Here is a 23,046-nt window from a genome sequence, read left to right on the forward strand (position 1 = left end):
GGCCGCGCCGTCTCCGACTTTGGTAGGTACCGACCGCCGGAAGGTGTGACCCCGGCGCGCGCCGTGGGGCGTGCGCCGGGGTGGTGTCAGGTGTCGTTGCGGGTCGCGTGGTCGTGGTCGTGGTCGAGGCCGTGGAGCGCGCGCTTGAACGCGCGGGCGTGGGCGGCCTCGTCACCGGCGATCTCCGTGAAGAGGGCCGCGGCGCGGAAGGCGTGCTCCTCCCGGGCGGTGCGGGCGAAGCCCGGGTACATCGTCGTGGCCTCGTAGGTCTCGCCCGCGATGCTCTTGCGCAGGTTCTCCCTGGTCCGGTGGACGTACCCGGCGAGGTTCGCCAGCTCGGCGAAGTGCTCGGTCAGCTCGACCGCGGCGGTGCGCTCGAACAGCCGGGCGAGCTTCGGGTACCGGACCCTGGCGTGCTCGCCGTAGACCGTGTACCTGGCGTTCGCGAACGACTCGCCGCGCAGGGCGGTCTCCAGGTTGCGGAGCGTCCTCGGCGAGCGCACCTTCGGCTTGCCCGCGACGACCCTGACGGGCTCGACGGTCGGGCCCTCGGGGATCTCCCCGCGGTGGCGCGTGATGGCCATGAGCGCCTCGGTGAAGTTGCGGGCGTGCGTCCTCTCGTCGCCGGCCAGCTCGGTGAACAGGCGGGCGGCGTTGTAGTCCTTGTCCTCGCGCGCCTCCTCGGCGAAGCGGGGGTAGGTGCGAGTCGCCTCCTCCACCTCGCCCTTGATGCTCTCGCGCAGGTTGGCGGGGTCGTCGCGGACGAAGTGGATGAGGCGCGCCTCCTGCGTGAAGTGGTCGTGGAGCTCGGTCTCCCCGGTCTTCGCGAACAGGACGCGCACCTGGGGCAGATGCTCGTACCCGGCCTGCTCGCCGTAGAAGTGGTAGCTCGCATGCGCCATGGCCTCACCGTGCATCGCGGTGAGGGTGTTCTCGATGGTCCTGGGCCATTCGGTGGCCGAGGCGGCCTGTGCGGGGACCAAGGTTCCGATCAGCATCGCCGCCCCCACGAGGCCGGCGCGGGTCCGGGTGAGCCCTGACGTGGTCATCTTCTTCCTCTCGGACGATCGTTCACCATATGTAGTCGAACAAGTACTACATGTAGTGATCGACGGTCATGGGCACCACCCGCACAGGGCCCATAGAGGGTCAAGGTGGCACAGCGCGCGGCTCAGCCGCCGTTCCTTCTGATGTCCTGGACGGCGCGGTAGGCGAAGGCCATCGCCGACCCGATCGGCACGCCGGGACCCGGGTAGACGGGGCCCGTGAACGAGGCGCTGGTGTTGCCTGCGGCGTAGAGGCCGGCGATGGGGCGGCCCGAGCCGTCCAGGACGCGGGCGTCGGCGTCGGTGCGCAGCCCGCCCTTCGTCCCGAGGTCGCTCAGGACGACCCGCGCCGCGAGGTACGGCGGCCGGTCGAGGGGCACGACGCACGGCCCGCCGCCGGAGAAGTACAGGTCGTAGGCGTCCTCGCCGCGGTGGAAGTCCTCGTCGACGCCCCCGGCGGCGAAGCCGTTGAACCGCTCGACGGTGCCGGCGAGCGCGTCCGCCGGGACTCCGATCATCCCGGCCAGCTCGTCCAGGGCGCCCGCCCGGACCCAGGCGCCGGAGGCGAGCTGCTCCTGCGCCCGCAGCGGCGGTACGGAGACCGCGGGCAGGCCGTCCGACCGCGAGTCCCAGACCAGGTGGAACGGTCCCTCGGCCGCGGCCATCAGGCGTCCCATCCGGTCGTAGGGGAGGGACTCGTTGGCGAACCGGCGGCCGGAGGCGTCCACGATCAGCCCGCCGCGGAACCCGAGCGTGAACGCGGGCCGCCCGCCCGGCGTGACGAGACCGGGGCAGAACCACGCCTGGTCCAGCAGGCCGGTGGACGCGCCGATCCGGACCGCGGCCTCGATCGCGTCGCCGGTGTTCGCGCAGTCGGGCGCCATCGTCCAGCCCGCGCCGCCCGGCACGCCGTGCTCGGCCCGCAGCGCGTCGGACGCCTCGAACCCGCCCGCCGCCAGCAGGACGCCGCGCCCGGCCCGCAGCCGCACCGGGCCCTCGGCGGTCACCGCCGCGACCCCGGCCACCCTGCCGTCCTCCACGACCAGGTCGGTCAGCGCGGTCCCGGTGCGGACCTCGCCGGCGCCGGTCGCGGTGATCGCCAGCAGCAGCCGCCCGATCAGCGCCCGGCCCTGCGCCAGCGGCCTGGACGCCGAGTGCCCCCGTCCCGCCCTGTCCCGGTCGACCGGCGGCCGGACCAGCGCGGCCAGGTCGCCGAGCCGCTCGGCGGGCAGCTCCACCGGGACGAACGAGCGCCCCATGTCCAGGCGTCCGGGCGCGTCGAAGTAGTCGGGGAACGCCTGGAAACGGAACTCGACCGCCGGGTCCTTCTCCAGGAAGTCCACCAGTTCGGGGGCCGTTTCGAGGAACGCCTCGCGGCGCTCCTCCTCGGCGTCGCCCAGCAGCGCCCGCAGGTACTCGCGCGCGCCCTCGGTCGAGTCGCCGAGCCCGGCGCGCTCCTGCACCCGCGTCCCCGGCAGCCAGATCGCCGCGCCCGAGTACGCGGACGTCCCGCCGAGCAGGCGGGTCTTCTCCAGGACGGCGGTGCGCAGCCCGCCCGACGCCGCGGCGAGCGCGCCCGCCATCGCCCCGGCCCCGGAGCCGGCCACCACCACGTCGTACTCCTCGTCCCACCCGGCTCGTCCCATGTGCCCTCCGACCTCGGGATCTCGGCGCGCGCACACCGTAGAGCGAGGCCCGCGCGGGGAGGGCCGGACGGTCCCACTGACCGGTACGGACGTTCGCGGGTACGCCCCTGAGCACGGATATTGTTCCCTGGCAGGACGGGAACCGGCAGCGCGGGAACGGGTCGGGAGACGAAGGGACCTGGGGAGGACCGTGGCGAGGATCGCAGCGGGCAGGCTGTCCGCCGAGCCGAGCTCGCCGGAGCAGCACGACCGGCGCGAGCGGATCCTGCGCGCCGCGTCGCGCATCGGTGCCGAGAAGTCCCTCGAACGCGTCCAGATGCACGAGGTCGCCAAGGCCGCCGGGGTCGCGATCGGCACCCTGTACCGGTACTTCCCGTCCAAGGTCCACCTGTTCACCGCGGTCATGGCCAAGCAGGTCGACCGGCTCCGCGACCAGGTCACCGAGCCCGCGCCCGGCACGAGCCCCGAGGACGCGGTCGCCGACATGCTGGTGCAGGCCAGCCGCCACCTCATGGCGCAGCCCGTCCTGTCGACGTCGATGCTGCACGCGTCCAACACCGCGCACGCCGCGACCGTCGCCGACACCGTCCACATCGACGCCACGTTCCGGGAGATCCTCCTGCGGGCCGTGGGGATCGAGGTGCCGACCGCGCAGGACGTCACGCTCGTCCGGCTGCTGATGCAGTGCTGGTACGGCGTCCTCCAGTCGAGCCTGAACGGCCGCGCGTCCATGGCCGACGTCGAGAGCGACATCCGCCTCGCCTGCCGGCTGCTGCTCGCACCCCGCTCGAACGCCCCGGGCGACGGCGGCGCCCACACCTGAGAGGGGACACCCCACCATGGCACGCACCATCGCCGTCAGCGGGACGGCGTCCGGCATCGGCAGGACGCTCGCCGGGCTGCTGCGCGACCAGGGCGACACGGTCGTCGGCGTCGACCTGCGCGACGCCGACGTGTGCGCCGACCTCGGCGGCGCCGAGGGCCGGGCGCGGGCGGTCGCCGAAGTGCTGGAGGCCTGCGGCGGCACCCTGGACGGCGCCGTCGCCTGCGCCGGCGTCTCCGACTTCACCGACCTGCCCGTCAAGGTCAACTACTTCGGCGCCGTCGCCCTCATGGAGGGCCTGCGCCCCGCGCTGGCCCGCGCGGAGGCCCCGCGAGCCGCCGTCGTGGGATCGATCGCCGGCACCCACCCCGTGGACGACGCCGTCGTGCGGGCGTGCCTGGCCGGCGACGAGCCCGCCGCGCTGGAGGCGGCGGCGAAGGTCGTGGCGGCCGGCGGGGGCTACCAGACGTACCCGTCGTCGAAGGCGGCGCTGGCCCGGTGGCTGCGCCGCGAGTGCGTCACCCCGGAGTGGGCGGGCGCGGGCATCCCGCTCAACGCGATCGCGCCGGGCGTCGTCAAGACGCCGATGACCGTCCCGCTGTTCGAGGACGAGGCGATGCTCCAGGTGATGAACGAGGCCGTCCCGATGCCGCTGAACGGCTACGCCGACCCCGAGGTGATCGCGGAGGCCCTGCGCTGGCTGCTCTCGCCCGCCAACACCCACATGACCGGCCAGGTCGTCTACGTGGACGGCGGCGCCGAAGCCACCCTCCGCGGCCCGGACGTCTTCTGAGCGGACGCCGGTCCGAGCGAGCCGAGGTTCTGCGCGAGAAACGGCCGCTCCCCGCGCGGCGGGGAGCGGCCGTCCTGCGTGCGTCAGTGCTTGCTCGTGCCGGTGTCGTCGAGTGCGGCGACGCTGTAGGCGGCGTAGGTCCTGTGCGCGTCCCGTCCCTCGAAGTACGGGGTGATCTGCTCGCCGAGTTCCTCGACGGAGAAGACGCCCTCCGCGGCGGTGAACTTGTGCTCCACGGTCGGCGCGGCCATCAGCGCGACCATGTCGCCGTACACGACGAACACCTGGCCGCTGATCTTCTCGGCCGCCGGGGACGCGAGGTAGCCGACGAACGTCCCGACCCGCTCGGGCGCCATGGAGTCGAGCCCGCCGGGGGAGGTGCCCTCGGCGAACGTCGCCTCGGTCATCGCCGTCCGGGCGCGGGGGCAGATCGCGTTGGCGCGCACCCCGTACCGGCCGAGGCCCGCCGCCGTCGACAGCGTGAGCGCGACGATGCCGGCCTTCGCCGCCGAGTAGTTCGGCTGGCCCGCCGACCCGAACAGGAACGCCTCCGACGCCGTGTTGACGACCCGGCCGTAGACCGGCCCGCCCGCGGCCTTGCTGGCGGCCCGCCAGTGCACGGCGGCCGCCCGCGACACCGACGCGTGGCCCTTCAGGTGGACGTGGATGACGTCGTCCCAGTCCGACTCCGACAGGTTGAACAGCATCTTGTCGCGCAGCACGCCCGCGTTGTTCACCAGGACGTCCAGCGAACCGAAGGTGTCGACGGCCGCCGACACGAGCGTGTCGCCCATCGACCAGTCGCCGACGTCCCCGGTCACCGCGACTGCCTGACCCCCGGCCTGCTTGATCTCGGCGACGACCTCCTCGGCGGCGGGCCCCATGTCGTTGACGACGACGTTGGCGCCCCGCGCGGCCAGGGCAAGGGCCTCGCAGCGGCCCAGCCCCGCGCCCGCGCCGGTGACGACGGCGGTACTGCCCGCCAGGGAGAGGTCAGCGTTCATAGGGGCCTCCGGGTCGGTCTTCGAGAACGTCCGCCGGGAGGCTAGTACGCGTTCCAGCCCACCCGCCCGCCCCATCCCGCTGAGCGGATGCCCGCAGGTCGTGTGAACGCAGGGCGGCTCACCAGGTGGACGGGAACATGCGGTGCTTGAGGAGCAGGTCGATCCGCTCGGCCGCCGCCTCGGCGTCTGCGCAGGGCATCAGGTAGCCGAACCGTCCGCGCTGGGCCCGGTGGTATGCCCAGCCGCCCGGAACGGCCCGCACACTCACCACGACCCCGACGTCCTCGGCGACCCCGCTCGCATAGATCCAGAGCAGCGGCACCGGCAGTGGAAACTCCTCGGGCTCGTAGAGTCGGACGCACCGCCACCCTCGCGCCCTGGCCGCCCGGGCGAGCATTTCCAGGAGCCGGACCGCCGTCCTCTGCCCTCGGCGGGTACGCCACCTCAGCAGAAGCCGCCGCATTAGAAGGCCACCCTCGCCCACACCCACTTCCCGTAGGGATCGGTCTTGGTGACCCCGCACTCTGCGGCCAGCGCCTGCACGATCGGCAGCCCCCGGCCCCGCGTCCCGTCCTCGTGTCCTGGTTGGAGTGCTCGCGCGTCCGGGACGATGTCCTCCAGGGACAGTTCGGTGATCGGACGCAGTACGGGCATGGCATCGGACGAGTCCCATACCGCGAGCAGGACGGTTCGCACCTCTCGTGTGAACCTGACCCGAATCTCCTGATAAAGGGTGGCCTCCACTGCATTGGCGACCAATTCCCCAGCCACCTGGTAAACGTCCCCGGCGATCCCGGTATGCCCCCATTCGCGAAGCCGAGCCCCCGCCATCGTCCGCACCAGCCCCGCCGTAGACCGCGCCGCAAGACAACGAATGTCTAGCTCGCCCGAATTAGCGGTACTCATGCCCATATCTGCCCCCTTTTTTTCTGTCTGTTCCAGGGGCAGAGTTACGCGGTCCTGTTTAAAGTGTGGGGTATTCGTGGACGCCGTGTACTTCGGGAGGCTGGTCATGGCACCCATGCCGGGAATTGATCCTGAGGAGTCGCTCTGGTCTTGGTTGGCCTTCGACCTGCGCTTCTATCGGGAAGGCAGGGGATTGACACAAGCCGAGGTAGGCAAGATCCTTGGTGTCACAAAGCAGCAGGTACACAACCTCGAAAGTGGCATCCGAAAGCCCAACAAGATGCAGGCCCAAACTCTGGACGCGGCGTGGGGCACGGGCGGGCACTTCGCTCGGCTGCGCAAGTTCGCTGAGGAGGGGCATGATCGAAACTGGTTCAGGACCTTCGTCCTCTACGAGGCCAGGGCGCGCGTGATCAAGGCCTACACCTCATCGATCATTCATGGGTTGCTGCAAACCCCGGACTACGCGCGAGCGCTGCTCGTTGCCGGCCACATAGGCGATGTGGAGACCGCGCTCGCCGCCCGCATGTCACGGCAAGAAGTGCTGAGGGGAGAGCGCCCCACGGAGATGTGGGTCCTTGTCAACGAGAGCGCTCTGGAGCAGCCGGTCGGAGGTCCATCGGTGATGCGAGGCCAGTTGGCTCATCTCTTGGCCGTTAGTTGCTGGCCTAATGTCGTTTTGCGGGCAGTCCCGCGACGGGTTGGTGCGCACATGGGCTTGGACGGATCTTTCACACTCATCTCGACCAAGAGCGAGAGGGTCGCCTATCTCGAAGCGTTCGGCGGTGGGAGGTTGGCACAGGAGTCCGCAGAGGTGGCCGACTTCGCGTTACGGTTCGACCGCATCGGGGCGGACGCGTTGTCCCGAACTGACAGCAGAATGCTGATCGAGCGAAAATTGGAGGGCGCAGTATGAGTCAGTTGTGGCGAAAGGCGAGCCGGAGCAACACCCAAGGAAATGAATGCGTGGAGGTCGCCGATCTCGGTGGTGGCGTCGGAATGCGGGATAGCAAAGCGCCAGAGGCCGGTCACCTCGTCCTCACACCGGAGGCGTTCGGGCTGCTGGTGGACCGCTTGAAGCGAGGCGATCAGGTTTCTTGACCGCCATTCGACGGTGAGCCTCGGCCGTGGCCGGGGCGCAGCCGGGCAGGGCGGGGGACCGTTTCGGGGGTGACTTTCGTGGGGGCGCGGTTGTTCTTGGGGTCGGCTGGGTTGGGGGCCTTGCGTGGCTGGTTGGGGGCGCTGCCGGTGGCGGTGCGGCGGGCGGTGCTCGTACCCACGGCGGCGAATCCGCTGCCGTCCGCCCCTTTCGTCCGTGCCGCCGCCGACCTGCTCAAGGCCGAGGGGCTGGCGGTGGACCTCCTCGATCTCGAACGCGCCGCTGGTGACGACGTCCGGCGCGTGCTGGACGGGGTTCAGGTCGTCTTCATCACTGGTGGATACCCCGTGTTCCTGCTGGAGCATGTCCGTCGCAGCGGGTTCGATCGTGTAGCCGCGCCCGCTGTCGCCAGCGGGTCGTTGGCCTACGTGGGGATCTCCGCCGGAGCGGCTCTTGCCGGGCCGAACATGCGGCCGCTGCAAGGCGCCGACGACCCCGGAACCGTCGACTCCACCACCGGGCTCGGCCTGGTTCCGTTCGTCGTGCTGCCCCATCGGAACCGGGGGAGAGCCGCGCGGCACGACCGTCTGGCCGGCGACCCCGCCCAGACATGGCCCGTGATCTCGATCAGCGATGACCAGGCCGTCACCGTGACCGGCGACGCCGTCATGATCCTTGATTCGGGCTGAACCGTCCGGGGGTGGGGACCTTACTCGGGCCAGCCGTCGGGGTTCATGCAGCTTTCGCGGGAGATGCCCGAGCCGGTGTCGGGGAACGTTCCGAAGCGTTCGTGGTGGACGTGGGCGAAGAAGTAGCACATCGATTCGCAGTCGGCGTCCAGGATGGCGACGCGGGGGTCCGCGGCGACGGCCGTGTAGAAGTCGCGGCCCATGGCGACGATGAAGCCGCGCGCGTAGAGGAAGCCGTCGTCGGAGCCGTCCGTCACCTCGTGGACGTCGGCGCGGTCGATGTCGTGGAGGAGACGCTCGCACACCCGGTCGAGGTCGATCAGCTCGTCGGCGGGCAGGTCGCGGGCGGCGGCTTCGAGGTTGCCGAGGAACGCGTCCAGGGCCTTCTCGACCACGGAGTTCTCGGGCATCTCCCAGGCGTCCGCTGACGGGTCCCGGGTGGTGAGGGCCCGCCGTGCCGCACCGACCTCGGCGCCCAGCGGCGCCCACGCGGTTTCGATCAGATCCCAGAATCGCTCTTCGGTCATGGCGGTACCCAACCAGGAGCCGCCGACAGTCCACCGGGGGCGGCTATCTTGGTAGCCTCGATCTATGTAGATAGAATCTACATAGATTCGTGCTACATGGCTTGGGGGTGCGGTGTTCATCGGTAGGAGGGCCGAGCTGGCGCTGCTGGGCAAGCGTTTGGAGCGGGTCGCGGCTGCGGGGGCCGGGGTGGCGGTGGCCTTGCGCGGGCGGCGTCAGGTCGGCAAGTCGCGGCTCGTGCAGGAGTTCTGCGACCGCGCCGGGGTGCCTTATCTGTTCTCCGCCGCCACCAAGGGGGCGTCGCCTGTCGAGGCGGTGGCCGCGTTCACGCGTGACCTCAGGGAATCGTCGCTGCCGAGCGAGCCCGACCTCGTCCCTCGGCTGGACGGCGGCAACTGGCCCGACGCGTTCAGGGTCCTGGCGTCGGCGCTGCCGGAGACACCGTCCATCGTCGTGCTGGACGAACTGCCGTGGCTCGCCGAGCAGGACCCCGTGTTCGACGGTGCGCTCCAGACGGCGTGGGATCGGCTGCTGTCGTCCAAACCCGTCCTGCTCCTGCTCCTGGGCAGCGACCTTCACATGATGGAGCGCCTCACCGCGTACGACCGCCCGTTCTACGGGCGGGCCGACAACCTGGTGCTCGGTCCGCTGAACCCGGCCGACGTGGGCCGGGCGCTCGGACTCGGCGCCGCCGACGCCATCGACGCGCACCTGGTCTCCGGAGGGTTGCCGGGCATCGTCCGGACCTGGCCCCATGCCGTGCCCGCGCTGGAGTTCATGCGGGACGAGTGCGCGGACCCGGCGGCCGCCCTGTTCAGCGTCCCGGAGGCGTCCCTCCTGGCGGAGTTCCCCAACCCCGACACGGCGCGGCGCGTGCTGGAGGCCATCGGCTCCGGCGACCGGACGCACGCCAACATCGCCGCGGCGGCCGGGGGGCGAGGCGGGGCGCTCCCCTCCGGGACCCTGTCGCCCCTCCTGCGCCGGTTGACGGCGGAGAAGCACGTCCTCGCCGAGGAGCACCCCCTCTCCACGCGACCGGGCAAGCCCGCCCTGTACCGGATCGCCGACAGCAACCTGCGCCTCTACCTGGCGGTGCTCCGGGCGGCCCACGAGCAGGCCCGCAGGGGACGGCCGGAAGCGGGTTTCCGCCTGATCGAACGCCGCTGGACGTCCTGGCGGGGCCGGGCCGTCGAACCGCTCGTCCGGCAGGCGCTCGAGCTGTCGGACCTGCCCTGGCCGGACGTCGGCGCGGTCGGCGGCTGGTGGAACCGCCGGTTCGATCCGGAGGTCGACCTCGTCGGCGCCGACCGCGCGCCCGTGGCGGGCCGGATCCACTTCGCCGGCTCGATCAAGTGGCTCAACGGTCCGTTCGACGACCGAGACCTGGCGAGCCTCCGCCGGGGCGCCGCCGAGGTGCCCGGCCTGGACCCGGCGACCGGGGGTCTCGTCGTGGTGTCCCTCTCCGGCACGGATATCACCGGCGACGTCTCTCTGAGCTGGGGCCCGGACGAGGTGCTGGGAGCCTGGAGCCGGTAGGCGCGAGGCGCGCCGATGTCACTTTTTCCGAGCCTGGGCAGTCGTGAGGGGCAACTACACGGCGGAGTCGCTTGGAGGAGTCATGGCATCGGTCATCCTGGTCACCGGCGGGACGGGCACGCTCGGGCGGCAGGTCGTGCCGCGGTTGCGGGACGCCGGGCGGGGCGTGCGGGTGCTCAGCAGGAGCGCGCGCGAGCCCGCCGGCGGCGTCGAGTACGTGACGGGCGACCTGCTCAAGGACGAGGGGGTCGACGCCGCGATGGACGGCGTCGAGACCGTCATGCACCTCGCGGGCGCCAGCAAGGGCGATGACGTGGTCGCGCGGAACCTGGTGCGCGCCGCGACGCGGGCCGGGGTGCGGCACATCGTGCTCATCTCGGTCATCGGGGCCGACAGCGTGCCGCTGGCCTGGCTCAAGACCCAGCTGGAGACGGAGTGTGCCGTGGCCGAGTCGGGCGTTCCGTACACGATCCTGCGGGCCGCGCAGTTCCACGACCTGGTGTTCAAGGTGGTGCAGGGGATGGCGAAGTCCCCGGTGGTCCCGGTCCCGGGCGGGCTGCGCTTCCAGCCGGTGGACGCGCGGGACGTCGCGCAGCGCCTCGTGGAACTCGCTCTCGGCGAGCCCGCCGGCCGAGTCCCTGACCTGGCCGGTCCCGCGGTCCACCCGATCGGCGCGCTCATCCGCGGTTACCTGAAGGCGACCGGCAAGCGCCGCGCGACGATGCCCGTCCGCATCCCCGGGAAGGCCGGGCGCGCCTACCGAGCGGGCGACAACCTCTCCATCGAGGGCGCCGAGCGGGGCGCGCGCACCTGGGAGGACTTCCTTGACGAGCGGCTCGGACGCCCCGCTCACCTCGGGGCCGCGGCCGGCTGAGCGCCCTACGACCGCTCGCGCAGGTCGGCAGCGGTTCCGGCACGGCCGGGCGGGCGATCAGGACGGGCGCGCGGTGGGCCGTCGCCCCGGTTTCGGGTGCGCCCCCCGGGCGGGGGCGTCGCCGCTGCTCTTCCGCCGCGACCGCCCCCGGGTCACAGCATGACGGCTCCCGCGACGGCCGCCGACGCGATGGTGAGGAGGGCCGCGACGTTGACCACGATGTCCGTCCTCAAGGAGCGCTGGTCGGCCGCGTGGTCCAGGGTGAGGACGGCAGGGTCCGCCGGTGCGTAGTGGACCGTGAGCTCCCGGCCGCGCGCGCCGGCCGAGTCCGGCATTCGACGGGTGACCAGGGCGGTGACGGCGGTGCCCTCCCGGGTGGTGAACGCGATGACCGGAGTGAGGGTGGTGGAGGTGCTGCCTTCCCCGTCGGTGCCGACGTCCTTGAGCACCGCGACGACCCGGCCCCGGACGGCGACCATTGAGGCCAGCGTCTCGCTCCGGCGGCGCTTGTCGCGGATGTTCCCGGGCAGGTGGAAGGCGCCGTAGACGGCCCAGGGTCCGCAGAGGCCGATCAGCGCCCAGGGCCAGCCCCGGTCGATCGCGGCGGCGACCACGATCCCGACGTAGATCAGGAAGAGCGCGGAGTTCGGCACCCCCAGCCCGCGGCCGTTCTCCCGGGGACGGTCGGTGAACCGGAAGGCGTGCGGCCGTCCACGCGGGTAGTGGACTCCGATCTCGCGGCCCGTCCACGCGGCGGTGATCATCTCGCCTCGGTCACCGTCGTTGGTCACGATGACCTCCTGCCCGCCGGACGGACCGCGGTAGGAGACGACCACCGGCACTCCGCCCTTCCCGGAGCCGCCGTGCCGGGGCTCGCGCACCCGCTCGATCCGCCCCGTGAGCCGGACCGTCCGCTGCGCCCGGGTCATCCCGGCCAGTGACAGCCCGTAGCCGAGCAGCGCGACCGTCCCCAGCACCGCGCACCCCAGCGCGAGGTAGCCGTGCCAGCCCAGATGCCCTGCCCCTGCCCCTTCGTGCAGGGGACGCCCGGCGCCGCCCTGGTCGAACATCTCGGCTCGGAAGAGCAGGACCACGGCGGCGGCCCCGAGCAGCAAGCCGAGGAACGCGGCGAAACCGGCGGCACCGCCCCCTGGGGGGTCGCTCGCGAGAGCAGGCCCGGGTGCGGAGTCGATGCGGGCCTCGGCCGCCCGCTCCTCCCACTCGGGGGTGGGCCGCTTGACGATCCTCACCTGCCACGGCCGGTCCGGTGGGTACTCGACCACCAGGACGACGTTCGGCCGGTAGGCGCCGAGGTCGACGCGGTCGATCTCCTGCCTGGTCTCGACGCGGTACGCGGGCGCCCCGTCCGGCGCCACGGTGAGGTCGAAGCGCACCGGGACGCCACCGTCCTCACTTTCGAGGACCTCCAGGCTCTCGACCGCGGCCAGGGCCGTGCGGGGCGCGACGGCGGCCTCCCGGCGACGTCGCGGCACACCGGCGAGGAAGACGAGCAGGCCGTGGACCACGGGCAGCCCCACACCCGCGACGATCAGCGGCGCCCTCCCGATGCCGAGGCCGACGACGAAGGCGGCCACCCCCGTCCCCCACACTCCGCCCGTCAGGAACCCCCGGGCGAGGTCGACGGCAGGCCGGCGCGCGGGCGGCGCCGTCGTCGTGGTGATCGCCATACGGCGATTGTGTCGGCCCCGGGGCGACGACCGACAGACCCTTCGGCGAACTTCGTCCGCGGCGACCGCGACCGGCTGGACGTCCTACGGCTGCCCGCCTTCGGCCAGGCGCCGGAGGCGGGCGTCGTACTCGGCCATCGGCGTCAGCCCGACCTCGGCGCGGCGCTCGTCGAGGCGGTCCGGGTCCTCGATCGGCCGCGGCCCGTAGCCGGCCTCGGTCATGTCGTACTGCGTCCCGTACAGCTGGGGGAGCCCGGCGTTCACCCGGACGCGGTCCTCCAGGTAGGCGAGGTCCTTGCGGTCGGCGTCCCCGGCCTCGACCGCCTCGCGCATCGCCTCGAGGAACCCGCGCTGGAGGCCCGGCCGCCGGTCGGCGTGCTGGGCGAGCAGCCAGGCCGCGTGCGCCGCCTCCGGGCCGACCGCCGCGACGCCGGGCCATCCGTGCCGGCGGACGGCACGGGCCAGCCACGCGGTGTTGCGCAGGTCGGTCCAGAGGAAGCGCAGCCCCTGCACGATCGTCAGCCGTCCATTGGGCGTGGCCGCCTCCCGGACCCGCTGGTCCCGCTCGGCGCGCCGTAACAGTTCGTCCCGCAGCATGCCTCCACTATCGCCAGAAGGAGAGCCCGGGTCAGAGGACCTCGGCCTCGACCTGCCTGCGCAGCACCTTCCCGGTCGCGTTGCGGGGGAGCGGGTCGGTGGTGATCTGCCAGCGGGACGGGACCTTGAAGTAGGCGAGCCGCTCCCGCGCGAAGGCCGCCAGATCCTCGGCGGCGGGCGGGGCGTCGGCGAAGACGGCGACCGCGGCGACCTCCTGGCCGAGGTCGGGGTGCGGGACGCCGATGACGATGCTCTCGCGCAGCCCCGGGAACTCGGCGAGGACGTTCTCGACCTCCGCCGGGTAGACGTTCTCCCCGCCGCGGATGATCAGGTCGGAGCGGCGGGTGGTGAGCCGCAGCCGGCCCCGCTCGACCATGCCGATGTCGCCGGTGTGCAGCCACCGGTCGGCGTCGAACGCGCGGGCGGTGGCCTCGGGGTCGCGCCAGTAGCCGACCATGTTGTAGGCGCTGCGGACGCAGACCTCGCCCTCGACCCCCTCGGGCAGCGGCTCGTTGTCCGGCCCGCGGATCTCCAGCTGCACCCCGATCGACGGGCGGCCGAGCGTCCCCGGCGCCTCCGCCAGGTCGGCGGGGGTGGCGGTGGACACGCCGGTGCACGACTCGGTGAGCCCGTAGCTGTCGACCAGGCCGCCCTTCGCGGGCGGGAACACCGCGCGCAGCCGCTCCTTGAACGCCGGCGAGGACGGCGCGGTGGCCAGCGAGAACGCCGTGAGCGAGGAGACGTCGTACTTCGACAGGTCGCCATGCTCGATCATCCGGTTCGCCATGGTGGGGACGGCGCCCCAGTTCGTCACGCGCTCCCGCTCGATGAGGCCGAGCACCCTGTCCACGTCGAAGCCGCCCTCGTGCATGATCACGGCGGAGCCGGTGGCGAGCCGGGGCACGGCGAGGTTGTGCAGGCAGGCGATGTGGAACAGCGGCAGCGCCAGCAGGTAGCGGCGGGACGCGGGGTCCACCGGGTCGCCGAAGGCGCGCATCAGGGCGTCGTTGAACCGGTGGTACTCGATCACCGAGGTCAGGTTCCGGTGCGAGTGGACGGCCCCCTTCGGACGTCCCGACGTGCCGCTCGTGTAGAGGATGATCGCCGGGTCGTCCTCGGCGACCTCCGGCGGCTCCAGGACGGCGCCGGGATAGCGGCGCGTGAGCGAGGGGACGTCCCGCTCGACGGTCAGCACGTCCTCGGAGATCAGCGCGGCCCGCTTCTCGTCGGCGATGACGACCTTCGGGTCGGTGTGGCCCAGGGCGTACTCGATCTCGCGGGGCGCCCACCAGGCGTTGTAGCCGACCGCGACGGCGCCGGCGGCGATCGCCGCCCAGAACGAGATGATCCACTCGGGGCTGTTCGCCGCGTCGATCGCGATGCGGTCCCCCGGCCGCACGCCGAGGTCGTCCCGCAGCGCCTTCGCCATGGAGGCGACGGCGGCGGCGTGGTCGGCGAAGCTCAGCCGCCGGTCGGCGGTGACGATGTAGTCGCGGTCGCCGTGGGACGCGGAGCCGGCGAGCACCTCGCCGAGGCTGCGGGCGCGGTTCGCGAACACCGGGATCCGGACGCCGAACACCTCCTCCTCCCGGAGTTCGAACTCGCCGCCGGGACCGGTCAGCTTCTGGACGATCTCCATCGGACCCCCTCCTCCTCGCCGGACGCGCTCATTGTCGGCCGCCCCACCACGGGCTTCACCAGGGGATTCCGCTCAGCGGGACGGCCGCGGCACCTCCTTTCGAGGGGGTTTCCGGGAAGGCCGCCCCTCCCCGGCCACCGTCCGGGCGCGGTCCGGTGATCGGGGAGGGGCAGGGCCCTAGTAGGTGATGCACGCCCTGGGCGGGCGGTACCTGTCGGTGGTCGGGTGGAACACCGTGGCGATCACCGGCATCGGGGTCGCGGCGCACCACTTCTGCCTGCCCTTCCGGTTGGGCTTGTAGAGCACGACGTCGCACCAGCTGGCCCTGGCGCACATGCGCTGCTTGCCGCCGAGCGACCCGCCGTTCTTCGTGCCGCTGACATAGACGGTCATCGTGGTCCGCCGAGTGCACTCGACGTAGGCGCGGAGCCTGATCTTCGACCCCGAGTTGACGCTGGCGTAGGTCCGGCACTTCGTCTTCGGCATCATGGTGTTGTTGAGCCGGAACCACGCGCTCCACGCCTGGTTGCTGGCCTTGATGGTCACGCCGTCGCCCTGGGACGAGGCGTGGGCCAGGGCGGATCTCGCCGGCACGCCGGCCGGTGCGTCGGCCGACGCGGCGGGTGCGATCGCGACTGAAGCGGCCGCGGCGAGCGACGCCATGGCCAGTTTTCGGACGGTAGACGGCAACGAACTGCTCCTTTCAACGAGCGATGAAAGGAAGCCAAACAGCGGTGCGTCTCCGCCGGGTCCGCGCGCCGTCTCCCGGGTGCCTCCGGGGCGTCTCCGTCACAGGGGTGCCGGCGCACTTTCCGAAAAGGAGGGGGCCACCGGGGAGTACCGCCGACCGGGACGGCCTCGGGGCCTTTCACCCCAGTGGCTCCCGGTGAGCGGGATCGGGCCCTTCGTACCGTCCCCGTCACACGACCATGAGCTCCCACCAGGACTGAGCCGGAGGCGCCTCCCAACGGAGGCGCCGGCTGATCCAGCCTGGGGCGCGGCGGCCGGGGTGGGCGCGGAGCAGGACTGAGCGGAGTGGAGCGCATGGGAAGCCTCAGCGGCAAGGTCGCCATCGTCACCGGGGCCGGACAGGGCGTCGGGCAGGGCATCGCGCTCGCCCTGGCGTCGGAGGGCGCCGCGATAGCCGCGCTCGGCCGGACGCGGGCCAAGCTCGACGCGACGTGCGAGATGGTCCGGGAGCGGGGAGCCGAGGCCGGCGCGTTCGTCTGCGACGTCGCCGAGACCGATGAGATCCCCGCGGTGGTCGAAAGGGTCGCGGAGGCGTTCGGCGGCATCGACATCCTCGTCAACAACGCCTACTCCGGCGCCTACGGCCCGCTGCTGGAGCTGAGCGACCGCGCGTTCCGGAAGGGGTTCACGACCGGCCCGTTCGCCGCGTTCGCGTTCATGAAGGCATGCCATCCGCACATGAAGGCGCGTGGCGGCGGCAGCATCGTCAACCTCGTCACCTCCGCCATGGTCCGCTGGGACCCGGCGACCTTCGGCGCCTACGCCGCCGCCAAGCAGGCGCTCCGCTCGCTGACCCGCACGGCCGCCGCCGAGTGGGGCCCGGACGGGATCCGCGCCAACAACATCGCCCCGCACGCCCTGTCGCCGGGGCTGAAGTGGTGGGCGGAGACGAACCCCGAGGCGGCCGAGGAGTTCCGCAGGACGATCCCGCTCGGCTACATCGGCGACTGCGAGGACGACATCGGCAGGGCGGTGGTGACGCTCGTCCAGCCCGCCATGCGCTACCTCACCGGCGCGACGATCCCGCTCGACGGCGGCCAGGCCTACTTCGGCTGATCCGGCACCCGCGGCCCGCCCCGGCTTCCGGCCGCCCGGTCGCCTCCGGCCGGACCGGCGGCGACACGTCCCCCCGCCTGGCGCGTTCGGCGGCTCGATGCTCCCGGTCAGCGGGATGTCCGGAGTGCCCGGACATCCCGCTGATTAACGTCTAGTCCGGATGGAGGACTCCGAATGAACGACCCGACCCGCCCGCAGGCCGGCTCCCCGGACCGCCCTGGGCCCGACGTGTTCGCGCCCGCCACGCTGGGGCCGGTCACGCTGCGGAACCGCACGATCAAGGCGGCGACGTACGAGGGGCTGACCAGGGACGGCCAGGTCACCGACGCGCTGATCGACTTCCATGTCCGGCACGCGCGCGGCGGCGTCGCGATGACCACCGTCGCGTACTGCGCGGTCGCGCCGGAGGGCCGCACCGACCGCCGGCAGATCCACTGGCGGGACGAGGCGATGCCCGGCCTGCGCAGGCTGACCGACGCCGTGCACGCGGAGGGAGCGGCCGTCCAGGCGCAGATCGGGCACGCCGGCCCGGTCGCCAACGCCAGGAGCAACGGGCTCCCCGCGCTGGCGCCCAGCCGCCATTTCCACCTGACCACGCAGACCGTGGCGAAGGCCGCCACGCACGCGGACCTGGAGCGCATCGTCGAGGCGCACGGCCGCGCGGGCGGGATGGCGGTCGAGGCGGGGTTCGACTCCGTCGAGATCCACATGGGGCACAACTACCTGACGAGCTCGTTCCTCAGCCCCAAGCTCAACCACCGCGGGGACGAGTACGGCGGGTCGCTGGAGAACCGCGCCCGGCTCGCGCGCGACATCGGCCGCGCCGTCCGCGACGCCGTGGGCGACCGCATCGCGATCACCGCGAAGCTCAACATGGACGACGGCGTCCCCGGCGGCTTCTGGATCGACGAGGCCATCCAGGTGGCGCGGTGGCTGGAGGCGGACGGCACGGTCGACGCCCTCCAGATGACCGCCGGAAGCTCCCTGCTCAACCCCATGTACCTGTTCAAGGGCGACGCGCCGCTGCACGAGTTCGCCGCCGTCATGAAACAGCCGACCAGGCTCGGGATCAAGCTGATCGGCAGGCGCTTCCTGAAGTCCTACCCCTACGAGGACCTCTACCTGCTCAGGGACGCCCGGCAGATCCGCGCCGCGGTGAGGCTGCCGATGATCCTGCTGGGCGGCGTCACCGACAGGGCGGGCATGGACACCGCGATGGCCGAGGGCTTCCAGTTCGTCGCGATGGCCCGCGCCCTGCTGCGCGAGCCCGACCTGATCAACCGGATCGAGGAGGAGCCCGCGACCGGGTCGCTGTGCATCCACTGCAACAAGTGCATGACCGCGATCTACGGCGGCACCCACTGCGTCCTGTCCACCGAGCCCGCCTGGGGCGCCGCGAGTGCGTGACGAGACGATCGCGGCGATGCTGCTCGCCAGGCTGGGGGACGACCGCCCCGGCCTGCGCAGCCGCGAGCGGACCTGGTCGTGGGACGAGGTGGTCCGCGAGAGCGCCGCCCGCGCGTCCCTGGCCCGCGAACTACGCCGTGACGGGACTGTCTCTGGTGGGGGGCCGACCCCCCACGCCCCCCGGAACAGCCCGTTCCATATCGGTGTGCTCCTGGAGAACGTCCCCGAGTACGTCCTGTGGCTCGGCGCGGCGGCGCTGGGCGGCGCGACGATCGTCGGCATCAACTCCACCCGGACCGGCGCCTACCTGGAGCAGGAGGTCCGGCACACCGACCTCCGGCTCGTCGTCACCGACCGGGCGGGGCTGAAGCTGCTGGACGGCCTCGACATCGGCGTCCCGCGCGACCGCTTCCTCCTGGTCGACGACGACGGCTACCCGGAGCTGGTCGCCTCCCACGCCTGCGAGCCGGAAGCGGACGAGTCGGTCACCCCGGAGACGCAGATGCTCCTGCTGTTCACCTCCGGGACGACCGGCGCCTCGAAGGCGGCGCGCTGCTCGCAGGGGAGGCTCGCCGAGCTCGGCCGCGACAACAGCGCCAAGTACGACGTCAGGCGCGAGGACGTCAGCTACTGCTCGATGCCGCTGTTCCACGGCAACGCGCTGATGGCGCTGTGGGCGCCCTCGCTGGCGGTCGGCGCGACCGTGGTCCTGGGGAGGAGGTTCTCCGCGTCCGGGTTCCTGCCGGACGTCCGCCACTACGGCGCGACGTTCTTCACCTACGTCGGCAAGGCCATCGGCTACGTCCTCGCCACGCCCGAGCAGCCGGACGACGCCGACAACACGCTCACCCACGGGTTCGGGACGGAGGCGTCCCCGGAGGACAAGGCCGAGTTCCTGCGCCGCTTCGGCGCGCGGCTGGTCGAGGGCTACGGGTCCAGCGAGAGCGCCGGAATGATCAAGCAGGATCCGCAGGCGCCGCCGACCGCGCTCGGGCGGCCCGCCCGCGACGGCGTGCGCGTCGTCAACCCCGAGACGCGCGAGACCTGCGCGCCCGCCGTCCTGGACGAGCACGGCCGCGTCACCAACGCCGAGGCCGCCGTCGGCGAGATCGTCGACGTGGACGGCGCGGCCAGGTTCGAGGGCTACTACAACGATCCGGAGGCCGACGCCGAGCGGGTCAGGCACGGCTGGTACTGGACGGGCGACCTCGGCTACGTCGACGGCGACGGCTTCCTGTACTTCGGCGGGCGGTCCGGCGACTGGATCCGGGTGGACTCGGAGAACATCTCCGCCCTGCACACCCAGAACGTCGTCCGCCGCCACCCGAGGATCGTGGACGCGGTCGCGTTCGGCGTCCCCGACCCGCGCTCCGGCGACCAGGTGATGGCGGCGATAGAGATCCCCGAGGGCGTCGAGTTCGACGACCTTGACCTGCCCGGCTTCCTGGCCCGCCAGGACGACCTCGGCACCAAGGGCGCGCCGCGCTTCGTGCGCGTCTCGCACGCGCTGCCGACGACCGGCTCGGGAAAGCTCAAGAAGAAGGAGCTCCAGCTCGACGGCTGGCGCACCGCCGACCCCGTGTTCCGGTGGGCGGGCCGGGGCTCGCCGCAGTACGTCCGGATGACCGAGGCGGACAAGGCCGCGCTGCGCGAGGAGTTCGCCGCAGCGGGCCGCGGGCGCTTCCTCCCCTGACCGACCGTCCCCTGACCGACCGTCCCCTGACCGAGAAAGGGCCTGTATGGATCTGCGTGAGTCCGACGCGCATCGCGAGTTGCGCGCGGAACTGAGGGCGTACTTCGCGGGCCTGCTGCCCGAGGACGTGCGTCGCCGCGCCGGCGAGCAGGGCGTGGGCGGCGAGCGGTTCCGCGAGATCGTCAAGATGCTCGGCAACGACGGGTGGCTCGGCTACGGCTGGCCGGAGGAGTACGGCGGGCAGGGCAGGTCGATCGCCGAGCAGTACGTGTTCTTCGACGAGGTGCAGCGCGCCGGGCTGCCGTTCCCGTTCGTCACGGTGAACACGGTCGGGCCGACCCTGATGCGGTTCGGCACCGAGGAGCAGAAGCGCAGGTACCTGCCCGGGATCCTGTCGGGCGACATCGTGTTCGCGATCGGCTACACCGAGCCCGACGCCGGAACCGACCTCGCGTCGCTGCGCACCCGGGCCGTGCGGGACGGCGACCGGTTCGTCATCGACGGCAGCAAGGTCTTCACCAGCGGCGCCAACACCGCCGACCACATCTGGCTCGCGGCCAGGACGAACCCGGACGCGCCCAAGCACAAGGGCATCTCGATCCTGATCGTCCCGACCGACGCCGACGGGTTCTCCTGGAGCCCGATCCCGACGGTCGGCGGGATGGTCGTGACGGCGACCTACTACAACGGCGTCGCGGTGCCCGCCTCGGCGGTCGTCGGCGACGTCGACGGCGGCTGGAACCTGATCACCACGCAGCTCAACCACGAGCGCGTCGGGCTCGCCGCGCTCGGCGGCCGGATGATCCGGCTCTGGGAGGACGTCCGCGACTGGGCGCGCGACAACGGCGTGATCGACCTGCCCTGGGTGCGGGCCGACCTCGCCCGCACCCACGCCAAGCTGGAGGCGATGCGGCTGATGAACTGGAAGATGACGATGGCGGTGGAGGCCGGGACGCTGACCGGCGCGCAGGCCGGCGCCGCCAAGTCCTACGGGACCGAGACGCACATCGACGTCCAGCGGACGCTGACGGGGGTCCTCGGCGCGGCCGGGCGGATCCGCCCCGAGTCGCCGGGCGCCGTGCTCCACGGGCAGATCGAGCAGCTGTCGCGGCAGGGCATCGTCAACACCTTCGGCGGCGGCGTCAACGAGGTGCTGCGCGACATGGTCGCCGTCCAGGGGCTGGGCCTGCCGAGGTCGAGGCGGTCATGAGCGGCGACGGCGAGGAGTACGAGGCGCGCCTCCAGGCGTGGGCCGGGCGGCCCTACGGCGAGCGCCGGGTCGGGCAGGACGCGGTGAACGTCCCCATGATCCGGCACTGGGTCGAGGCGATGGAGGACGGCAACCCCGTCTACCTGGACGAGGACGCCGCGAAGGCGACCGGCCGCGAAGGCGTCGTGGCGCCCGCGTCGATGATGCAGGCGTGGACGATGCGCGGGTACGCGGCGTCCGTCCGCGACGACCCCGCGGGGCCGGACGAGCTGACCGAGCTGCTGGCCGAGGGCGGCTACACCTCCGTCGTCGCGACCGACTCGGAGTTCGAGTTCCACCGGGAGCTCGTGCCGGGCGACCGCGTCGCCGTCGAGGAGACCGTCGAGTCGATCTCCCCGGAGAAGAAGACCGCGCTCGGTGCGGGGCGCTTCGTCAGCACGGTCAAGACGTACCGGGACGAGGCGGGCGAGGTCGTCGCCACGCAGCGGTGGCGCCTCCTGCGGTTCCGCCCGCCCGGGAAGACGGCGGAGAAGCCCGCCGGGAAGGCGGCCGGGAAGGCCGAGCCGAAGGCGCTGCGCCCGCGTCCGGCGATCAACCTGGACAACGCGTTCTGGTTCGAGGCGGCCAGGGAGCACCGGCTCGTCATCCAGCGCTGCGCCGACTGCAAGTCGCTGCGGCACCCGCCCGGCCCGTGCTGCCCGCAGTGCGGCTCGTTCGAGTGGGACACCGTCCAGGCGTCGGGCGACGGCCACGTCTACAGCTACGTCGTCAACCACCACCCGCGCCACCCCGCGTTCGAGTACCCGCTGGTCGTGGCGGTGGTCGAGCTGGCCGAGGGGACGCGGCTGATCGCGAACATGACCGGGGTCGCGCCGGAGGACGTCGAGATCGGCATGCCCGTCGTCCTCGACTGGATCGACCCGGACCCCGACCTGTCCCTGCCGGCGTTCCGCCCGGCCGGACCGCCGCACGATCTCAGGGAGCGCTGATGGACTTCACGCTTGGCGAGGAGCTGGAGGCGGTCAGGGACCTGGCCCGGCAGCTCTTCACCGACCGCGCGACGCAGGCGCGGATCAAGGACGCCGAAGGGTCCGAGCACGGCTACGACGAGGGCCTGTGGGCCGAGCTGGGCGAGACGGGCCTGCTCGGCGTCGCGCTGCCCGAGCCGGCGGGCGGCGCGGGACTCGGCGCCGGCGGCCTGGCCGTCCTGCTGGAGGAGCAGGGCCGCACCGTCGCCCCCGTCCCGGTCTGGCCCGCCGTGGTCGCCGCGCTGACGCTCGCCTCGCACGGCGAGGACGTCCCCGCCGGTTTCGTGGACGGGGCGTCGCGCCCGACCGTCGCCCTGGAGGAGTTCGGGCCCGCCGACCCCGCCTCGCCGAGGTGCACCGCCGCCCGCGACGGAGGGCATTGGCTGCTGACCGGCACGAAGGCCGCCGTTCCGACGCCGTTCGGGGCGAGCCACGTCCTCGTCTCGGCCGCGTCGCCGGAGGGACCCGGCCTGTTCCTGCTGGAGACCTCGGCCGCCGGGGTGTCCTGGGAGCGCGCCGAGACCACCAGCCGGGACGCCGCCGGGCACCTCACCCTCGACGGCGCCCCGGCGCGGGCCCTGCCGGACGGCGCGCTGGCCACGGCGCTGCGGCTCGCCCGGGTGTCGCTGGCCGCCGTCCAGGTCGGCGTCGCGGACGGCGCGCTGCGCATGGCCGCCGACTACCTGTCGGGCCGCGAGCAGTTCGGCCGCCCGCTCGCCACCTTCCAGGCCGCGCAGCACCAGCTCGCCGACTGCTTCATCGAGATCGACGCCCTCCGCGTCTGCCTCTGGCACGCGGTCTCGCTGGTCGACGCCGGGGAGGACGCCGAGACGGCCGTGCTCGTCGCCAAGTGGTGGTCGGACGAGGGCGGGCTGAACGTCGTCCACCGCGTCCAGCACCTGCACGGCGGCATCGGCGTGGACGTCGACTACCCGGTGCACCGCCACTTCCTGTGGGGCAAGCAGATCTCCGGGACGCTCGGCGGCGCGTCCTTCGACCTGGAGCTGCTGGGGGCGGCCCTGTGAGCGGAGGCGCTG

At 72.5% G+C, this 23,046-nt stretch carries 23 protein-coding genes; 13 read left to right on the top strand and 10 right to left on the bottom strand.

Annotation, left to right across the window (positions count from 1 at the left end; all coding sequences use genetic code 11):
• Positions 1 to 86 precede the first annotated feature (86 nt).
• Together FKD65_RS32915 and FKD65_RS32920 are read right to left on the bottom strand one after the other, a co-directional pair.
• Positions 87 to 1,049 (bottom strand): ferritin family protein, encoded by a 963-nt coding sequence (locus tag FKD65_RS32915; RefSeq protein WP_205718316.1) that lies wholly within the window; start codon positions 1,047 to 1,049, stop codon positions 87 to 89.
• A gap of 122 nt (positions 1,050 to 1,171) precedes the next feature.
• The gene (locus FKD65_RS32920) at positions 1,172 to 2,692 is read right to left on the bottom strand and encodes an FAD-binding protein (protein WP_141582183.1); all 1,521 of its coding nucleotides are present in this window, start codon (positions 2,690 to 2,692) and stop codon (positions 1,172 to 1,174) included.
• Between the two features lie 190 nt (positions 2,693 to 2,882).
• Between FKD65_RS32920 and FKD65_RS32925 the strand changes: the two genes are divergently transcribed.
• Both FKD65_RS32925 and FKD65_RS32930 read left to right on the top strand, forming a co-directional pair.
• On the top strand, positions 2,883 to 3,515 hold the full coding sequence (locus FKD65_RS32925; protein WP_240809714.1) for a TetR family transcriptional regulator: 633 nt from the start codon (positions 2,883 to 2,885) through the stop codon (positions 3,513 to 3,515).
• Positions 3,516 to 3,531: 16 nt separating this feature from the next.
• Positions 3,532 to 4,308, top strand: coding sequence for an SDR family oxidoreductase (locus FKD65_RS32930; RefSeq protein ID WP_141582187.1), 777 nt, complete (start codon positions 3,532 to 3,534; stop codon positions 4,306 to 4,308).
• Between the two features lie 83 nt (positions 4,309 to 4,391).
• Here FKD65_RS32930 and FKD65_RS32935 read toward each other — a convergent pair whose 3' ends face one another.
• From FKD65_RS32935 to FKD65_RS46715, 3 genes are all read right to left on the bottom strand, one after another.
• Positions 4,392 to 5,312: a 3-oxoacyl-ACP reductase gene (locus tag FKD65_RS32935; RefSeq protein ID WP_141582190.1), complete on the bottom strand. Its 921-nt coding sequence runs from the start codon at positions 5,310 to 5,312 to the stop codon at positions 4,392 to 4,394.
• 118 nt (positions 5,313 to 5,430) lie between these two features.
• On the bottom strand, positions 5,431 to 5,634 hold the full coding sequence (locus FKD65_RS32940; protein ID WP_141582192.1) for a hypothetical protein: 204 nt from the start codon (positions 5,632 to 5,634) through the stop codon (positions 5,431 to 5,433).
• Positions 5,635 to 5,774: 140 nt separating this feature from the next.
• The gene (locus tag FKD65_RS46715) at positions 5,775 to 6,335 is read right to left on the bottom strand and encodes an ATP-binding protein (RefSeq protein WP_368367154.1); all 561 of its coding nucleotides are present in this window, start codon (positions 6,333 to 6,335) and stop codon (positions 5,775 to 5,777) included.
• Here FKD65_RS46715 and FKD65_RS32950 point away from each other — a divergent pair.
• The 3 genes from FKD65_RS32950 (at position 6,295) to FKD65_RS32960 (ending at position 8,006) form a co-directional block, all read left to right on the top strand.
• On the top strand, positions 6,295 to 7,134 hold the full coding sequence (locus FKD65_RS32950) for a helix-turn-helix transcriptional regulator (protein WP_168221265.1): 840 nt from the start codon (positions 6,295 to 6,297) through the stop codon (positions 7,132 to 7,134). The genes FKD65_RS46715 and FKD65_RS32950 overlap by 41 nt on opposite strands.
• Positions 7,131 to 7,319 carry a DUF397 domain-containing protein gene (locus FKD65_RS32955; RefSeq protein WP_141582198.1) on the top strand — a complete coding sequence of 63 codons (189 nt, stop codon included), beginning with the start codon at positions 7,131 to 7,133 and terminating at the stop codon, positions 7,317 to 7,319. Before FKD65_RS32950 ends, FKD65_RS32955 begins: the two co-directional genes overlap by 4 nt.
• A gap of 69 nt (positions 7,320 to 7,388) precedes the next feature.
• The gene (locus FKD65_RS32960; protein WP_141582200.1) at positions 7,389 to 8,006 is read left to right on the top strand and encodes a Type 1 glutamine amidotransferase-like domain-containing protein; all 618 of its coding nucleotides are present in this window, start codon (positions 7,389 to 7,391) and stop codon (positions 8,004 to 8,006) included.
• A gap of 20 nt (positions 8,007 to 8,026) precedes the next feature.
• On the opposite strand, the gene FKD65_RS32965 is transcribed toward FKD65_RS32960, so the two are convergent.
• Positions 8,027 to 8,533, bottom strand: a complete 507-nt coding sequence (locus tag FKD65_RS32965) for a DUF4240 domain-containing protein (RefSeq protein ID WP_141582202.1) — start codon at positions 8,531 to 8,533, stop codon at positions 8,027 to 8,029.
• A gap of 112 nt (positions 8,534 to 8,645) precedes the next feature.
• Between FKD65_RS32965 and FKD65_RS32970 the strand changes: the two genes are divergently transcribed.
• Positions 8,646 to 10,067, top strand: a complete 1,422-nt coding sequence (locus FKD65_RS32970) for an ATP-binding protein (protein ID WP_141582204.1) — start codon at positions 8,646 to 8,648, stop codon at positions 10,065 to 10,067.
• An 82-nt stretch (positions 10,068 to 10,149) separates the two neighbouring features.
• Positions 10,150 to 10,941: an SDR family oxidoreductase gene (locus FKD65_RS32975; protein WP_141582206.1), complete on the top strand. Its 792-nt coding sequence runs from the start codon at positions 10,150 to 10,152 to the stop codon at positions 10,939 to 10,941.
• Positions 10,942 to 11,093: 152 nt separating this feature from the next.
• Here FKD65_RS32975 and FKD65_RS45095 read toward each other — a convergent pair whose 3' ends face one another.
• The 4 genes from FKD65_RS45095 to FKD65_RS32995 all read right to left on the bottom strand — a co-directional run bounded on the left by FKD65_RS45095 (position 11,094) and on the right by FKD65_RS32995 (position 15,555).
• Entirely contained in the window at positions 11,094 to 12,629 is a 1,536-nt protein-coding gene (locus tag FKD65_RS45095; protein ID WP_205718317.1) for a DUF3592 domain-containing protein, read from the bottom strand.
• A gap of 84 nt (positions 12,630 to 12,713) precedes the next feature.
• Positions 12,714 to 13,226: a DUF6624 domain-containing protein gene (locus FKD65_RS32985; protein ID WP_141582208.1), complete on the bottom strand. Its 513-nt coding sequence runs from the start codon at positions 13,224 to 13,226 to the stop codon at positions 12,714 to 12,716.
• Positions 13,227 to 13,257: 31 nt separating this feature from the next.
• Positions 13,258 to 14,865 (bottom strand): class I adenylate-forming enzyme family protein, encoded by a 1,608-nt coding sequence (locus FKD65_RS32990; protein ID WP_141582210.1) that lies wholly within the window; start codon positions 14,863 to 14,865, stop codon positions 13,258 to 13,260.
• Positions 14,866 to 15,042: 177 nt separating this feature from the next.
• Positions 15,043 to 15,555, bottom strand: a complete 513-nt coding sequence (locus tag FKD65_RS32995) for a hypothetical protein (protein WP_141582213.1) — start codon at positions 15,553 to 15,555, stop codon at positions 15,043 to 15,045.
• A 354-nt stretch (positions 15,556 to 15,909) separates the two neighbouring features.
• On the opposite strand from FKD65_RS32995, the gene FKD65_RS33000 reads away from it, so the two are divergent.
• The 6 genes from FKD65_RS33000 to FKD65_RS33025 all read left to right on the top strand — a co-directional run bounded on the left by FKD65_RS33000 (position 15,910) and on the right by FKD65_RS33025 (position 23,034).
• Entirely contained in the window at positions 15,910 to 16,671 is a 762-nt protein-coding gene (locus tag FKD65_RS33000) for an SDR family NAD(P)-dependent oxidoreductase (protein WP_141582214.1), read from the top strand.
• A 174-nt stretch (positions 16,672 to 16,845) separates the two neighbouring features.
• The gene (locus FKD65_RS33005) at positions 16,846 to 18,078 is read left to right on the top strand and encodes an NADH:flavin oxidoreductase (protein ID WP_141582215.1); all 1,233 of its coding nucleotides are present in this window, start codon (positions 16,846 to 16,848) and stop codon (positions 18,076 to 18,078) included.
• The gene (locus FKD65_RS33010) at positions 18,071 to 19,771 is read left to right on the top strand and encodes an AMP-binding protein (RefSeq protein ID WP_141582216.1); all 1,701 of its coding nucleotides are present in this window, start codon (positions 18,071 to 18,073) and stop codon (positions 19,769 to 19,771) included. Before FKD65_RS33005 ends, FKD65_RS33010 begins: the two co-directional genes overlap by 8 nt.
• A 46-nt stretch (positions 19,772 to 19,817) precedes the next feature.
• Entirely contained in the window at positions 19,818 to 20,981 is a 1,164-nt protein-coding gene (locus FKD65_RS33015; RefSeq protein ID WP_141582217.1) for an acyl-CoA dehydrogenase family protein, read from the top strand.
• Positions 20,978 to 21,970: a bifunctional MaoC family dehydratase N-terminal/OB-fold nucleic acid binding domain-containing protein gene (locus FKD65_RS33020; protein WP_141582218.1), complete on the top strand. Its 993-nt coding sequence runs from the start codon at positions 20,978 to 20,980 to the stop codon at positions 21,968 to 21,970. Before FKD65_RS33015 ends, FKD65_RS33020 begins: the two co-directional genes overlap by 4 nt.
• Positions 21,970 to 23,034: an acyl-CoA dehydrogenase family protein gene (locus tag FKD65_RS33025; RefSeq protein WP_141582219.1), complete on the top strand. Its 1,065-nt coding sequence runs from the start codon at positions 21,970 to 21,972 to the stop codon at positions 23,032 to 23,034. Before FKD65_RS33020 ends, FKD65_RS33025 begins: the two co-directional genes overlap by 1 nt.
• Positions 23,035 to 23,046: the final 12 nt, after the last annotated feature.

The organism is Actinomadura sp. WMMA1423 (assembly GCF_006547145.1).
Classification (GTDB): Bacteria; Actinomycetota; Actinomycetes; order Streptosporangiales; family Streptosporangiaceae; genus Spirillospora.

What these genes read in the sequence shown, in the direction of transcription:
- FKD65_RS32915 (WP_205718316.1), bottom strand. Translation starts at nt 1,049, where the DNA reads ATGACCACGTCAGGGCTCACCCGGACCCGCGCCGGCCTCGTGGGGGCG.
- FKD65_RS32920 (WP_141582183.1), bottom strand. Translation starts at nt 2,692, where the DNA reads ATGGGACGAGCCGGGTGGGACGAGGAGTACGACGTGGTGGTGGCCGGC.
- FKD65_RS32930 (WP_141582187.1), top strand. Translation starts at nt 3,532, where the DNA reads ATGGCACGCACCATCGCCGTCAGCGGGACGGCGTCCGGCATCGGCAGG.
- FKD65_RS32935 (WP_141582190.1), bottom strand. Translation starts at nt 5,312, where the DNA reads ATGAACGCTGACCTCTCCCTGGCGGGCAGTACCGCCGTCGTCACCGGC.
- FKD65_RS46715 (WP_368367154.1), bottom strand. Translation starts at nt 6,335, where the DNA reads ATGGGTGCCATGACCAGCCTCCCGAAGTACACGGCGTCCACGAATACC.
- FKD65_RS32955 (WP_141582198.1), top strand. Translation starts at nt 7,131, where the DNA reads ATGAGTCAGTTGTGGCGAAAGGCGAGCCGGAGCAACACCCAAGGAAAT.
- FKD65_RS32965 (WP_141582202.1), bottom strand. Translation starts at nt 8,533, where the DNA reads ATGACCGAAGAGCGATTCTGGGATCTGATCGAAACCGCGTGGGCGCCG.
- FKD65_RS32975 (WP_141582206.1), top strand. Translation starts at nt 10,150, where the DNA reads ATGGCATCGGTCATCCTGGTCACCGGCGGGACGGGCACGCTCGGGCGG.
- FKD65_RS45095 (WP_205718317.1), bottom strand. Translation starts at nt 12,629, where the DNA reads ATGGCGATCACCACGACGACGGCGCCGCCCGCGCGCCGGCCTGCCGTC.
- FKD65_RS32985 (WP_141582208.1), bottom strand. Translation starts at nt 13,226, where the DNA reads ATGCTGCGGGACGAACTGTTACGGCGCGCCGAGCGGGACCAGCGGGTC.
- FKD65_RS32990 (WP_141582210.1), bottom strand. Translation starts at nt 14,865, where the DNA reads ATGGAGATCGTCCAGAAGCTGACCGGTCCCGGCGGCGAGTTCGAACTC.
- FKD65_RS33000 (WP_141582214.1), top strand. Translation starts at nt 15,910, where the DNA reads ATGGGAAGCCTCAGCGGCAAGGTCGCCATCGTCACCGGGGCCGGACAG.
- FKD65_RS33005 (WP_141582215.1), top strand. Translation starts at nt 16,846, where the DNA reads ATGAACGACCCGACCCGCCCGCAGGCCGGCTCCCCGGACCGCCCTGGG.
- FKD65_RS33015 (WP_141582217.1), top strand. Translation starts at nt 19,818, where the DNA reads ATGGATCTGCGTGAGTCCGACGCGCATCGCGAGTTGCGCGCGGAACTG.
- FKD65_RS33020 (WP_141582218.1), top strand. Translation starts at nt 20,978, where the DNA reads ATGAGCGGCGACGGCGAGGAGTACGAGGCGCGCCTCCAGGCGTGGGCC.
- FKD65_RS33025 (WP_141582219.1), top strand. Translation starts at nt 21,970, where the DNA reads ATGGACTTCACGCTTGGCGAGGAGCTGGAGGCGGTCAGGGACCTGGCC.